Source organism: Nocardia sp. NBC_01499, assembly GCF_045040275.1.
Lineage (GTDB): Bacteria > Actinomycetota > Actinomycetes > Mycobacteriales > Mycobacteriaceae > Nocardia.
Genome location: NZ_CP109426.1, coordinates 1366316 through 1379036, shown reverse-complemented (window position 1 = coordinate 1379036; position 12721 = coordinate 1366316). Strand labels below are relative to the sequence as shown.

13 protein-coding genes are annotated in these 12721 nt (G+C 65.8%); 8 read left to right on the top strand and 5 right to left on the bottom strand.

Annotated features, from left to right (window positions below):
• Nucleotides 1-7: 7 nt before the first annotated feature.
• From OG203_RS06175 to OG203_RS06160, 4 genes are all read left to right on the top strand, one after another.
• Complete coding sequence (locus OG203_RS06175) at nucleotides 8-397, top strand: hypothetical protein (RefSeq protein WP_405164699.1); 390 nt, start codon at nucleotides 8-10, stop codon at nucleotides 395-397.
• 168 nt (nucleotides 398-565) lie between these two features.
• Complete coding sequence (locus OG203_RS06170; RefSeq protein ID WP_405164698.1) at nucleotides 566-967, top strand: hypothetical protein; 402 nt, start codon at nucleotides 566-568, stop codon at nucleotides 965-967.
• 36 nt (nucleotides 968-1003) lie between these two features.
• Complete coding sequence (locus tag OG203_RS06165) at nucleotides 1004-1411, top strand: hypothetical protein (protein ID WP_405164697.1); 408 nt, start codon at nucleotides 1004-1006, stop codon at nucleotides 1409-1411.
• Nucleotides 1412-1540: 129 nt separating this feature from the next.
• The gene (locus OG203_RS06160) at nucleotides 1541-2266 is read left to right on the top strand and encodes a hypothetical protein (protein WP_405164696.1); all 726 of its coding nucleotides are present in this window, start codon (nucleotides 1541-1543) and stop codon (nucleotides 2264-2266) included.
• Here the strand turns inward: OG203_RS06160 and OG203_RS06155 are convergent.
• Entirely contained in the window at nucleotides 2221-3801 is a 1581-nt protein-coding gene (locus OG203_RS06155) for an AMP-binding protein (protein ID WP_405164695.1), read from the bottom strand. The two genes, OG203_RS06160 and OG203_RS06155, sit on opposite strands and share 46 nt — an antisense overlap.
• Before the next feature lie 553 nt (nucleotides 3802-4354).
• Here OG203_RS06155 and OG203_RS06150 point away from each other — a divergent pair.
• Both OG203_RS06150 and OG203_RS06145 read left to right on the top strand, forming a co-directional pair.
• Nucleotides 4355-5671, top strand: coding sequence for a DUF1800 domain-containing protein (locus OG203_RS06150; RefSeq protein WP_405164694.1), 1317 nt, complete (start codon nucleotides 4355-4357; stop codon nucleotides 5669-5671).
• 18 nt (nucleotides 5672-5689) lie between these two features.
• Nucleotides 5690-6883 (top strand): DUF1501 domain-containing protein, encoded by a 1194-nt coding sequence (locus OG203_RS06145; protein WP_405164693.1) that lies wholly within the window; start codon nucleotides 5690-5692, stop codon nucleotides 6881-6883.
• 19 nt (nucleotides 6884-6902) lie between these two features.
• On the opposite strand, the gene OG203_RS06140 is transcribed toward OG203_RS06145, so the two are convergent.
• Entirely contained in the window at nucleotides 6903-7892 is a 990-nt protein-coding gene (locus OG203_RS06140) for a zinc-dependent alcohol dehydrogenase family protein (protein ID WP_405164692.1), read from the bottom strand.
• Nucleotides 7893-7992: 100 nt separating this feature from the next.
• On the opposite strand from OG203_RS06140, the gene OG203_RS06135 reads away from it, so the two are divergent.
• A complete protein-coding gene (locus tag OG203_RS06135) occupies nucleotides 7993-8937 on the top strand; it encodes an AraC family transcriptional regulator (RefSeq protein WP_405164691.1) in 945 nt (314 codons plus the stop codon).
• An 8-nt stretch (nucleotides 8938-8945) separates the two neighbouring features.
• Here the strand turns inward: OG203_RS06135 and OG203_RS06130 are convergent, their stop codons facing one another.
• Both OG203_RS06130 and OG203_RS06125 read right to left on the bottom strand, forming a co-directional pair.
• Nucleotides 8946-9695, bottom strand: coding sequence for an SDR family NAD(P)-dependent oxidoreductase (locus OG203_RS06130; RefSeq protein WP_405164690.1), 750 nt, complete (start codon nucleotides 9693-9695; stop codon nucleotides 8946-8948).
• Between the two features lie 52 nt (nucleotides 9696-9747).
• Nucleotides 9748-10767, bottom strand: coding sequence for an alcohol dehydrogenase catalytic domain-containing protein (locus OG203_RS06125; RefSeq protein ID WP_405164689.1), 1020 nt, complete (start codon nucleotides 10765-10767; stop codon nucleotides 9748-9750).
• A 146-nt stretch (nucleotides 10768-10913) separates the two neighbouring features.
• Between OG203_RS06125 and OG203_RS06120 the strand changes: the two genes are divergently transcribed.
• Nucleotides 10914-11621 carry a TetR/AcrR family transcriptional regulator gene (locus tag OG203_RS06120; protein WP_405164688.1) on the top strand — a complete coding sequence of 236 codons (708 nt, stop codon included), beginning with the start codon at nucleotides 10914-10916 and terminating at the stop codon, nucleotides 11619-11621.
• 14 nt (nucleotides 11622-11635) lie between these two features.
• On the opposite strand, the gene OG203_RS06115 is transcribed toward OG203_RS06120, so the two are convergent.
• Nucleotides 11636-12487, bottom strand: a complete 852-nt coding sequence (locus tag OG203_RS06115) for a 3-hydroxyacyl-CoA dehydrogenase (protein WP_405164687.1) — start codon at nucleotides 12485-12487, stop codon at nucleotides 11636-11638.
• Between the last annotated feature and the right edge of the window lie 234 nt (nucleotides 12488-12721).

Below are 12721 nucleotides of genomic sequence, written 5' to 3'. Positions count from 1 at the left end.
GGATTCCATGATCTACACAGTGACGCTGCCTGCTCAGGCCGCAGCGGGTCCGGATGCGGTGGTCGTGGCGGGCGTGTACTCGCAGGCCTTCTACAGCGGCGATACCGTCACCGATCTCCAGATCGTCGCGCCCGCAGCGTATCCGGCGACCACCGGTACGGCGGCCGGCAATGTCACCATCAGCGTCCGGCAAAGGCAGAACGGCGTGGTCGTCGCCACTCTCGGCACGCTCACCCTCGGCGCGGGCACGACGCTCTCCGCCGAGACGGCTGTGCCGATTCCCGTTGGTGCGCAACCGATTCTGCAACCCGGCGACATACTCGACGTGGTGCTGCACCAGAACGGCACCGGGCAGGACCTCACGGCAGGGTTGATGGTCTCGATATTCATCAGCTGAATGCCGCGCCCGATGCGGGACTGGCCGCCTCCGGTGCCGAGGTTCCCTCGGCGTAGTCGGGTCGTTAACCTTGGTAAATAGTACGTCTCGGATGGAAGCGTCTGTGCGGGATGAATACCGCGGGAGCGGTGGGAGGCGGACGTCAGTGTTGTTGGGAGCGTGGCCGATATGAGTCGTGACCGCAGATCGCTTGCTGACAAGATCGACGCGCTGTTCGCAGAGCGCTGGCCTGCCGGGAGTCGTGCCGCGACCGTGGACGTGGCAGCGTTCGTGGCTCGAGTGACCGGCCGTGACATCGACCGGCAGTACATTTATCGCATCCGTGTCGGCAAGGTCCGCAAGGTCGATGGCGCGGTACTCGAGGCGATCGCGCAATTCTTCGGCAAGCCTTTGGGTTATTTCTCTGCCACCAGCGATGACGAGGTAGCGGCGGTCCTTCGCGAGTCCCGGCTGCAGTTGTCAGGTTTGCGTACGATAGGCGATCTGACGCCTGAGGCACACACCGAACTGTGTGGGCTATTGGAGATTGCGCGCCAGGTGCTTGGCGACGAGGCGGGACCGGAGAGATAGATGCGTACGCGGCGATACCGCATGAATGATCTCGCAGTGCGGATCGTGCCGACGCCGTACACCATGGCGGGCCTGGTTGATCGAGCCGGGCAGGTCCTCGGCATGCGGTTGATCGTGCTTCCGAAGGTGCGACGCGGCACCGCGCTGACCGGAATGGTTGTGCACGATGGCGATTGCGGGGTCATCCTGGTGCCCGCCGACGCTACCGAAGAGTTCCAGGTCCACATTCTGGCGCATGAACTGTGGCATCTGCTGCAGGGGCACAACTGCACGCAGCAGAAGCTGCTCGGCTACCGTGCGACCATGAAAGCGCGTCTCCAGGAAGCCATGTGCGAGCGTTTCGCGCGCAAGGTCGGGCTGGAGATCAAGCGACGGCAGGCCGGGATGTCCGAGCTGATGCCTGAGCCGGCGCGGGGCCTGGCGGAAGCGTTCGGCGCGATTTAGCCGCCGGCGTTGCGGATAACAGAAAACGAGATTCGGGATCACAAAGCAGTGGGCGAGATAATTGCGGGGGTTTCCTGGCTCGGTTTCCTTGCCGGGATGGTTGTGTTCGGACGCGGGATGTGGCGGGGCGTGAAGACCCAGCAGCTGCTCGGGATCGGCATCGCTTGCTACGCGTTGACCATGCGGCTGTTCGCGCGGCTCGGCGTTTCCGGTGTACGCGTACCGATGACCACCGAGGAGCGGGTGTGGGCGGCGACCTTCGCGGTAGCCGCTGGAACCGCGATGTTGGCACTGCTGCTGATCATCGTGAAACAGCAGCAGGACTCACCCAAGACGTACCAGCGGCGGGTGATCGGGTTGTGCGTGTCGGCGGTCGTCAGCACGGTGGTACTTCGCGCGGTCACCTGGCTGCCCGGCCCGGAGTTGTTGCCAAGCAACGACTTTCTCAATGCCTACGGCGCCGATTTTCGCGTCGTGGTCTATGAGCTGATCTTCGCGGCGTGGCTAGGACTACCGCTGGGGGCGTTAGGGGTGGTCGTGTTCCGCTTCCAGCGTGGGGTCACCCGCTGGGCGACGTTTGCGGGCTGTGTATTCGGTGTCGGTTGGGCGGGTTGGAAGGTGGCAGGGACCGCGGCCCGATACTGCACCGGCAATGTCATCGCATTGGAATCACCGGTCAGCGTTGCGACCGGGTTGACGGCGCTGACGTTACTGGTCGGTGGGCTGCTCAGCGGACAGATCGGTGGTGCGTTGCGGCGAGCCCGCGAAACCCGGGAGTACACGCTGGCTCGCCGCGCCGACGACGAACGTCACGCCACCCCGGCCCCGGATTCCACGAACTCACCTGTCGCGTAAGCAGTTTGGATCTGACGCTTGTAGACCTTGCCGCTGTCGTCCCTTGGCAGCGCCTCGACGATGCGGATATGGGTGGGGACCTTGTAGTTGGCCAGCTGAGAGGCCAGCGCCGCACGCACCGTGGTTTCGGTGAGGTCCGCGCCGGGCCGCGGCTGGATGTGCGCGGCGACCACCTCGCCGAGGTCGCCGGTGTCGGGGACACCGAACACCGCGACGTCCTCGACACCGTCGAGGGCGATGATGGCGTTCTCGATCTCGGCGGGATAGATGTTGGCGCCGCCGCGGATAACCACTTCGGAGTCGCGGCCGGTCAGGAACAGATAGCCGTCGCTGTCGAGGTAGCCGAGGTCGCCGACCCACAGCATGCCCGGCACCGGCGAGGACGGCGCACCGAGGTTGAGGTATTCGAAGGCAGGCCAGTAGTCCGCGCCACGCACGTACACGCGCCCGATCTCCCCGGCGGGCAACGGGTTTCCGTGCTCGTCGGCGATCGTGACCGCTGACCCGTCGGCCGGGCGTCCGACACTGCCCTGGTGGGCGAGCCACTCACTGGCACCGATCCAGGTGATTGTGCCGACTTCGCTGCACCCGTAGAACTCCCAGAGTGCCTCGCCGAACAACTCGATGGCGGCCCGTTTGAGGGTGGGCGGGCACGGGGCGGCGGAATGGATGACATGGGTCAGGCTCGACAGATCGTAGGTCGCGCGTTCCTCGGCAGGCACGCTCAGGATGCGCGAGATCATCGTCGGCACGATCTTCACCTGCTGAATACGGTGCGCGTCGACGAGCTGCAGGAACCTGCGCGCATTCCATTTGGGCATGATCACGATATCGGCGCCCATCCGCAATCCGAGCACAGCCAGCGCGTTCGGACTTGTGTGATAGAGCGGCCCGGCCACCAGCATCGACACGCCGGGCGCCAGGCCAGCGCGCTGCGCGTTCGCCCCGGCGATAGTGAGCAGCTGCTGCGACGTCATCTTCTCGCGCGCAACACCTTTGGGTTTGCCGGTGGTGCCCGAGGTGTAGATGACGCCCATGCTCTCGGCGATTGCCCCCTCGATATGCCCGACCGGGTCGGGGTGCGCGACGATCAGTTCCTCGAGCAGCTCATGACGGCCGGTGGGCTCGGCAAGCCGTTGCTCCCAGCCGCCTTCGGCGAGCAGCTCGGCCGACATAACGATCTCGATGATTCGGGCGGGACTGCCGGTGAGTTCGCGGGCTGCCTCGACCACGGGCACGAACTCGGTGTGCGCGAAGATCATTCGGACGTTCGCGTCGGTGAGGACGTGCGCCACCTCGGGGGCGGTCCATCGGGTATTGATCGGCAGCGGGTTGGCGCCGGTGGCGGCGATACCGACCGAGACCTCGAGGAACTCGATGTCGTTGCGGGCCATGATCACACACTTGTCACCGCGCCCGACACCAGCTGCCAGGATCGCGGATCCGAGCTGTCCCGCACGCGCGAGCACGTCGGGCTGGGCGCGGTGGCGGCTACCGCAGGTCAGGGTGGGGGTCTTCGACGAAGCAACGGTCATGGTGGCGAGTCTGCCATTGGCGCAATCATTTATGAGCGCTGGACCGGATCTCGGGGATGGACGGCTTCCTTCGAGCGCTCGGGGCTTTGCCTGCTTCCGATCTTGTGATTTACTCTCCCTGGAGATCAAAAATGATCGTGGAACAGAGAGCGGCGCAACGGGAGTGCGCCCAGTGGGGATGATGCTGCACCCGGACTCGCACAAGACCACCAGGGGCGGTGGGGGATCGGGCCAGCGGAGGGGAGTGGCCCGGTTCTTCAGCGGTGATCGACCCGACTCCGCACAGGGGGGCGGGCCTCGGCGAAGGGGGGAGTAGCCGAGGCCCGCGAATGTCGACCCGGGGGGAGGGGCCGACGGCAAAGATCTTACGTGTCATGGACTTACGCCGCCACACGGCAATCGGCGAGCGGTCGACCGACTCCGATCAACACGGGAAGCGCTGACCAACTTCGCCGACGCGAACAGCTGCTGCGCGCGCTGACGGCTGAAGATTGGCTGAAAGGTCGGGCTGATCGGCTGAGTTCGTCGCGCTGATGGTCGGATACTCGGCTTTATGGTGACGCAATCGGCACAGTGGATGAGCACCGCGCGCATGCTGCGGCGGGCCGGTTTCGGTGCTTCGGGGGCTGAGATCGACTCCGTGCAAGGGTTGGCGCCCGCCGACTACCTGCGCACGGCGTTAGTCGCCGACCCGGACGCGGATCCTGGTGCACGGGAAACTCCGCTACCGGAATTCCCTGAGACCGTCGCGCCGGGTAAGAACGCGTCGCTCGATGTCAGGAAGCGGTATAACGCCGAACGTACCGATCAGCTCGGCGCCTTGACCGGGTGGTGGCTACGGCGGATGGCCGCGGTCCATCAGCCGATTCACGAGAAGCTGACGTTGTTGTGGCACAACCACTTCGCGACATCGGCGGCCAAGGTCCGCGACGCGGCCGCGATGGCCGCGCAGAACCAGCGGCTGCGAACCTCGGGCACCGGCGACTTCGGCGCGCTCGCGTACGCCATGATTACCGATGCGGCCATGCTCAAATGGCTGGACGGCGTGAGTAATTCGGCGAAGGCGCCGAATGAGAACCTGTCTCGGGAGTTCATGGAACTGTTCGCCCTCGGACACGGCAACGGATACACCGAGACCGATGTGCGCGAAGGCGCTCGCGCGCTGACCGGGTGGACGATCGACGGCGACGGCGCCGTCACGCTGAAGCCGGGGCGCCACGATCCCGGTCCGAAAACGCTGCTGGGAGTGTCCGGTTCGCTCGGTGCCCGCGAGTTCTGCGATATTGTGCTCGGTCGGCCCGAATCCGCACGCTATGTGGCCGGGCGGATGTGGCAGCAGCTCGGCTCCGACGCGCCGCCGTCGCAATCGGCGATCGACCGCGCGGTCGCGGCCTACGGTCCGAACCGCGACATCGCGAGCTTAGTGGTCGCGATCCTCACCGACAACGAATTCACCACTGCACGTGACACTGTCGTGCACGGACCGATCGAATGGCTCATCGGCGCGGTGCGGGCGCTTGCGGTACCCATCGGCAGCGACGCCGACGTCAGGAAGCTGACCGGCGTGCTACGCAACCTCGGACAGGTGCCGTTCTATCCGCCGTCGGTGGGCGGCTGGCCACACGGCCAAGCATGGATGTCGACCGCTGCCGCGCAGCGCCGACTCATCGAGGCGTCCAGTCTCGTGAAAAACGCCGACTTGAGCCGGATTTCGGCCGCAGCCCCCGCTGATCGTGTGGACGCGGTCGGCTATCAGCTCGGTGTCGGCGCCTGGTCGGACCGCAGTGCCGCGGTGCTGACGTCGGTGCGCGACCATCCCGCCGAGCTGACCGCGATCGCCTTGAACACCCCTGAGTACCTGACCAGCTGATCCGAAAGTCACTCGACCATGGCGCAATTCAATCGCAGACAGTTCCTCGTCGGCAGCAGCGTGCTCGGCGCGCTCGGGGTGGCCGGTGGGTCGGTGATCAGCTGGGACGAGCTGCACCACCGAGCGGCGACCGCGCCGCTGTCGCCCGGCACCGGGGTTCTGGTGCTTGTCACGATGTACGGTGGCAACGACGGCGTCAACACCGTGATTCCCTACGCCGACAACGCCTATCACGACGCGCGGCCGGAGTTGGCGTACCGGCCCGAGGACGTGCTGCACCTCGACGGACAGCTCGGACTGAATCCGGCGATGAAAGGCTTTGCCCAGCTGTGGAATACCCGTAATCTCGCGATCGTCCGCGGCGTCGGATACCAACATCCTGACCATAGCCACTTCCGGTCGATGGACATCTGGCAGACGGCGTCGCCCGACAGCCCGGTCCAGACCGGATGGATCGGTCGCTGGCTCGATGCGACCGGTGACGACCCGGTGCGCGCGGTCAATGTGGGCCCGGTACTGCCGCAGCTGGCACTGGGGGAGAAGTACACGGCTGCGGCGCTCGATCCGACCACGACGCCGCTGCCACGCGAATTGTCAACGGCCCTGGCCGGACTCGCCGCCACCGATCCGCACGACAGTCCCGCCCAAGGGTTCGTCTGCGCGGGCTATCGCGCCGAACAGGCTGTGACGCGGACGTTCTCCTCGATCGCACCGAAATCGCCAGCGCCCGAGGCTAATCCGCTGGCAGCTCAACTCGCACTCGTCGGTCAGTGTGTCAAGGCGGGGGTGCCGACCCGAGTCTACTCGGTCAGCTTGGGCGGGTTCGACACCCATGCGGACGAACGCCGAACCCAGCAGCAGCTGCTCGGCCGTCTCGACGAAGCGGTATCGGCGTTTCTCTCCGACCTGCATGGTCACCCGCGCGGCCGCGACGTGGTTGTGCTGGCTTACAGCGAATTCGGGCGCCGCGTCGCCGCCAACGCCTCCCAGGGCACCGACCACGGCACCGCCGGGCCGGTTTTCGTCGCGGGGGCGCCGGTGAAGGGTGGCTTCTACGGCGACGAACCGAGCCTCACCGACCTGGACAACGGCGATCTGAAAACCACCGTCGATTTCCGCGACGTGTATTCCGAACTGCTGCACCGAGTTCTCGCGACCGACCCGGGCCCAGTCGTCGGCGCCGCCCGCCATGAACTGGGATTGATCACCTGAGCCGACGGCATTGTGACGGTCAGAGTTTGACGACGATCTTGCCGGTGTTGGTGTTCGATTCCATCAGACGGTGGGCGTCGCGGATGCTGTCCAGGCCGTCGAAGACCGCACCGACGTGCGGGCGGAAGACGCCGTCGCGGATGCCGGAGGCGATCCAGTGGTTGACGCGGCGGCGGCCGTCGGCGGTGGCCGACAGGTCCATGTTGGCGTAGCCGTGGATGCGGAGGGGCCAGTTCATGGGCATGGCCATCGGGCGTTGGTCGAGCCAGCCGTAGACGACGATCGTGCCGTTATGTGCTGCCGCGGTGCTCAATTCGGCCAGGCCGGGGCCGCCGACGGCGTCGAAGACGACCTGCGCGCCGGCGCCGTTCGTGATGCGGCGGGTCTCGGCAACCACATCGGTTGCCGCGGCGGCGATTACGTGCGCCGCGCCGTTGTCGAGGAGGTGTCGGCTCTTCGCGCCGGTTCGGGTCACCGCGATGAGGATGGCGCCGATGCGGGCGGCGGTCTGCAATGCGGCGATGCCGACGCCGCTCGAGGCGGCGGTGATCAGTACGTGGTCGCCGGGGCGCAGCCCCCCAGTTTCCAGCATGCCTCCGTAGGCGGTGGAGTAGGTCAACCAGGTCGCCGCGCCGGTGACGGCGTCCAGGCCCGCCGGACGCGGGACCACCGAATTGACCGGCAGCACAACGCGTTCGGCGTACACACCGGCCGAACTCATCTCGATATTGGGCCCGGTCGAAACCTCGTCCCCGACAGCGAATTCGGTGACGTCCGGGCCGACCGCCTCGATGACTCCGGCGGATTCGTAGCCGAGCCGAGAGCCAGGGAGCGTCGGCAGATAGTAGTAAGTGCCAGCCCGGAACAGCGCCTCCGCGCGGTTGAGGCCGAGCGCTTCGATACGGATGAGGACCTCTCCGGGTCCGGGTGCGGGGAGCTCGAGATCTTCGATGGTCAGCACCTCGGGGTCGCCGAGTTCGTGGAAGACGACGGTACGTGCGGTTGTCATGCCATCGACGTTATGCACCGGATGAGAGATGATCTATGCGCCAAAGTCTTGCGGCGATGTCCATTCGTCTTGCGGCGATGATGACGGCTATCGTTCAGATATGGGCTTGGATGTTCTCAGCGGTGCCGTCGCGGCGATGCGCACCGGCCGCCCGCACTCCTCGCGCCAACACAAGTTCGCCCCGTGGGGGATGCGCTTTCCCGCCTCGGATGGCACCGGATTCCATGTCGTGCTGCAGGGTTCGGCATGGTTGATCCCACCTGGCGAGGAGGGCGAGCCGATTGCACTCGGCCCTGGCGATATCGTCTTCCTGCCGCACGGCCGCGGCCACGCACTGGCCAGCGATCCAACCGCGGCACTGCGCGAGGTGCGGCCGTTGCCGGACGGATCCTGGCCGCAGCCGGTGCCCGAGCCGCACGCACCCGACGCTCCTGTCACGGTAATGCTGTGCGGCGCATACCAACTCGACCGCCGACGCGCTCATCCACTGCTCGCCGACCTACCGGATGTGGTCCACCTGACCCCGCGGGTCGGCACCCACCGGTCCCTGCGCGCGGCGATAGAACTGCTCGGCACCGAACTCGAAGAGTCCCAACCCGGTTCGGACGCCATCATCACATCGCTGCTGGACACTTTGCTGCTCTACATTCTGCGCGCCTGGTGGTTGGACGCCAAGGACGACACGACCCCGCACAACGGTTGGGCCGCCGCATTGGTCGATCGCCCCGTCGCCGCCGCCCTGCGCGCCATCCACACCAACCCCGAAATCCCTTGGACCGTCGAGGGACTCGGCGCCCTCGGCGGCCTGTCTCGCGCCGCCTTCTCCCGCCGATTCACCACCCTGGTCGGCCGTTCCCCACTCGCCTACCTGACCTGGTGGCGCATGACCGTCGCCGGACGCCTGCTCCGCTCCGACGACACCCCACTACGCACCGTGGCCCAACGCGTGGGCTACACCTCGGAATTCGCCTTCGCCAAGGCATTCAAACGTGAATACAGCATGGCGCCGGGCCGCTACCGCACCGCGCTCCCTGGCAGCACGTGAAGCTCGGATCAATTGCTGGATCCCCCGTTCATCAGGACTTCCTCGCCGGTGATGAAGAACGACTTGTCGCCTGCGAGGAATTCGGCGATATCGGCGACGTTCTCGGGTGTGGCCAATGCCCCGATCGGCACGCTGTCGAGCAAGGTCTTTTTGTAGGGGTCGTCGTCGTTGACCCCGGTGAAGATGCCTGCGCCGTCGATAGGGCCGGGGACCAGGGAGTTGACCGTGATCTTGCGGTGGCCGATTTCCTGTGCCAGGACCCTGACCAGATATTTGGGTGCGGTTTTGCTGGTGCCGTAGAGGCCCAAGCCGGGGTGTGGGCGTGAGGTCGAGCTCGAGGCGATATTGATGATCCGACCGCCATCGGCGACGTGCCGGGCGGCGGCCTGTAGCACGAAGAACGGGCCTTTGGTGTTGACGCGGAACAGTAGGTCGAAGTCCGCTTCGGTGACCTCGACCAGCGGGATATTGACCTTTTCGATGCCGGCGTTGGCGACAACGATGTCGATCTTTCCGAATGCGTCGAGTGCCGCCGTGAACAGGCGCTCGATTTCAGTGACGTCGGAGACGTCGGCCTGCACGGTGATCGCTTTCACGCCCGCGGCGTGCGCGGCCGCCTTGACTTCGTCGGCGGCCGCGGCGTCGTTGGCGTAATTGATGATGATGTCGGCGCCCAGTTCGGCGTAACGCAAGGCGATGGCCCGGCCGAGGCCGCGCGATGAGCCGGTGACGAGGGCGACTTTCCCCTGAAGGGTCATAATCGAAGCCTGCTTTCTGAATCCGAGCGGCGCTTACCGGTCGGGACGAATATCAGCGATGCTCGGGCAGCAGTACCGAGCGGAAGCGAGCCTGGGACATGCCCTGGAATGCCGCCTCCGCGTCTTTGAGGGCGTAGGTCTGCACCAAGGGGCGAATGTTTTTCAATGCCGCGAACGCGAGAGTGTCCTCGGAGTCCTTGGCGTGGCCGCTGTACCAGCCGTTGACCGAGCGTCGGCCGAACAGCAGCAGTTCAGGATTGATGTCGAGGCTCTGGTGGTCGGCGGCGATCACGACGAGCCTTCCATTGGGGCTCAGTCCCTGGACAAGGTCGGCTTGGGCAGGGCTGGAGCCGACGGTGGAAAGCGCCACCGCTGCACCGCCCAGTCGAGCCAATGTCGCTCCGGCGCTGCCGTTTTCGCTGTCGATGTAGTCGTCGGCACCCAGTTCTCTGGCTACATTTTCCTTGGTGCGGCCGCGGTTGATGGCGATGGTGCGAAAGCCCATCTTGTCGGCGAACTGGATCGCGAGGTGGCCGAGTCCGCCGACGCCGTGGATGGCGACGGTGTCGCCCGGCTGTGCTCCGGAGTGCCGGAGCGCATTGAAGGTCGTGATGCCCGCGCACATCAGCGGCGCGGCTTCTTCGAAGGTCAATGCGGCGGGGATGCGGGCGAGCGCGTCCTGGGGGACCAGGGTGTATTCGGCGTAGCCGCCGTCGTAGGACAGACCGACGATCTTGCGATCGACACAGTTGGCGAAGTCGCCCCCGCGGCAATGCGCGCACACGCCGCAACTGCCGCCGTGCCAGCCGATGCCGACCCGGTCGCCGACCTGCCACGCGGTCACGCCCGAGCCGACGGCGTCGACCTCGCCGGCGATTTCATGACCGGGCACGCGCGGCAGCGCGACACCGAAGAGCCCTAGCCGGGCCATGTTCTCCCCACCGCAGACGCCGCAGGCGTGCACCTTGACCCGGACCTGGCCGGTGCCGGGTTCGGGAATGGGGATTTCGGCGGAGACAAATTCGGCACCGGCTTTAACCGCTTGCATCGCGTGCATGGTCGACCTGGTCATGGTGGAACTCCTCGTGTCGTCGTGCTGGTCGCTCGATAGCCTGGGCGGGGCCCGGGAAGATTGACCAGCGGATATCGTCGGTAACGACTCGACGGTAGCACCGATACGGTATCGGCGCTACCGTCTATCTGTTACCATTGATATCAATGAGTGACGTGACAGCAAACTCAACCCGTGAGCGCATCATTGCCGCCGCCGCCGACTTACTGGCCGTCGGCGGTGTCGAGGCGGTCTCCACGCGCGCGGTCGCCGCCGCCGCCAATGTGCAAGCACCCGCGCTCTATCGGCTGTTCGGCGATAAGCAGGGGCTGCTCGACGCGGTAACCGCGCACGGATTCGAGCAATACCTGGCGCAGAAGAAGAGCCTCGCGCCCACCGACGATCCCGTGGAAGACCTGCGGCGTGGGTGGGACGGCCACGTCGAGTTCGGCCTGACCCATCCCGCCTTCTACGTACTGATGTACGGCGTACCCCAGCCCGAACGCCGACCCGCCACCGCTGCCGAGACCAACCGCTTGCTCCGCGCCGTGCTCGAACGTATCGCTGTCGCAGGCAGATTGCGGATGCCCGCCGACGCCGCCGCTGGCCTCATCCACGCCACCAATACCGGAGTCACTCTCTCGCTTATCGCCACCCCCAGCGGTGACCGTGACCCCGGACTTTCCGCGCGCACGCGCGAGATCGTCCTCGCCGCCGTCACCGCCGTCACCGCCGACGCCGAGCAGACGCCGGAGGCGTCGTTGGCCACTCGCGCCTTGAGCCTCGAAGCGACACTCACCGATCAGGCTCACCCGTTGAGCGCTGCCGAAACCGCGCTCCTGCGCGAATGGTTGCTACGCATCGCCGATCGGTAGCAAGCCGGGTGCGGTTACGAGTACTTGTAGAAACCCTCACCGCTGGCTATGCCGAGCTTGCCCTTGTCGATGTAGTTGTCCTTGAGCCACGCCGCGAGCTTCTTTCCGTCCTCGTCGCGGTTGACCATGATGTTGTACGGGGTGTTGAGGCCGATGATGTCGAGCATCTGGAATGGGCCGTACGGGGAGCCGGTAGCGATTCGCCAGGTCTTGTCGACGGCCTCGGGTTCGGCGTAGCCGCCCGCGCTGAGCGTCATCGCGGCGTTCAGCAGTGGCACGAGCAGCGAGTTGAGCACGTAACCCGCCTTCTCCCTGTGCAATTCGATCGGCACCATGCCGATCGCGGCGGCGAACTCGGCCACCGCCCGGAACACCTTGGGATCGGTATCCTCGGAGCCCATCACCTCGGCGGTGTTGAAGCGCCACACGTCGTTGGCGAAGTGCAGTGCGAGGAATCGGTCGGGACGCCCGGTGGAATCCTTGAGGTCGCTCGGCAGCAGGGTGGAGGAGTTAGTGGCGAAGATTGTCCGCTCCGGCGCCAGTTCGCCCAGCTTTCGGTAGGTCTCCTGCTTGATCGTCAGCACCTCGGGCACCGCTTCGATGACGAGGTCGGCGTCCTCGACGGCGGCGGCGAGGTCGGTGGTCAAAACGATGGCGTCGGCGGACTTTTCGGCTTTGCCGTCGCCAGCACCGTCGACTTCGGCGCGGTAGGTCGACACCAGTTTCGCAAAGCGGCCCCGTGCAGCTGTGAGCGCCTCGTCGTTGATGTCGTACGCCGTGACGTCGAATCCACTGAACGCCGTGTGGAACGCGATCTGTGAACCGAGGACTCCGGTTCCGAGGACGGTCACCTTGCGGATGGTCATGGTGTGCTCCTTCCAGCCGGAGGCGAGGTTCGCCTCTCGACGGTCACGAGCGCTGAGGATAGTGGACGTTCGGTGCGGCCGAACCTGTCCGGATGTGCGCCGACCTGCGGTCCGATGTCTGGCCGAGCACCACCACCGCATCATCGGCAAGCCCCTACTGCCGAATAGGGGAATCATCAGAACTGATCTCGTTACTCAAAGCCCTGCTACAGCAGCATAATTCGCCATACACGC

Excerpts from the sequence above, each read along its gene's own strand:
- OG203_RS06175 (WP_405164699.1), top strand. The coding sequence starts at position 8 with ATGATCTACACAGTGACGCTGCCTGCTCAGGCCGCAGCGGGTCCGGAT.
- OG203_RS06170 (WP_405164698.1), top strand. The coding sequence starts at position 566 with ATGAGTCGTGACCGCAGATCGCTTGCTGACAAGATCGACGCGCTGTTC.
- OG203_RS06155 (WP_405164695.1), bottom strand. The coding sequence starts at position 3,801 with ATGACCGTTGCTTCGTCGAAGACCCCCACCCTGACCTGCGGTAGCCGC.
- OG203_RS06150 (WP_405164694.1), top strand. The coding sequence starts at position 4,355 with ATGGTGACGCAATCGGCACAGTGGATGAGCACCGCGCGCATGCTGCGG.
- OG203_RS06145 (WP_405164693.1), top strand. The coding sequence starts at position 5,690 with ATGGCGCAATTCAATCGCAGACAGTTCCTCGTCGGCAGCAGCGTGCTC.
- OG203_RS06140 (WP_405164692.1), bottom strand. The coding sequence starts at position 7,892 with ATGACAACCGCACGTACCGTCGTCTTCCACGAACTCGGCGACCCCGAG.
- OG203_RS06135 (WP_405164691.1), top strand. The coding sequence starts at position 7,993 with ATGGGCTTGGATGTTCTCAGCGGTGCCGTCGCGGCGATGCGCACCGGC.
- OG203_RS06130 (WP_405164690.1), bottom strand. The coding sequence starts at position 9,695 with ATGACCCTTCAGGGGAAAGTCGCCCTCGTCACCGGCTCATCGCGCGGC.
- OG203_RS06125 (WP_405164689.1), bottom strand. The coding sequence starts at position 10,767 with ATGACCAGGTCGACCATGCACGCGATGCAAGCGGTTAAAGCCGGTGCC.
- OG203_RS06120 (WP_405164688.1), top strand. The coding sequence starts at position 10,914 with ATGAGTGACGTGACAGCAAACTCAACCCGTGAGCGCATCATTGCCGCC.
- OG203_RS06115 (WP_405164687.1), bottom strand. The coding sequence starts at position 12,487 with ATGACCATCCGCAAGGTGACCGTCCTCGGAACCGGAGTCCTCGGTTCA.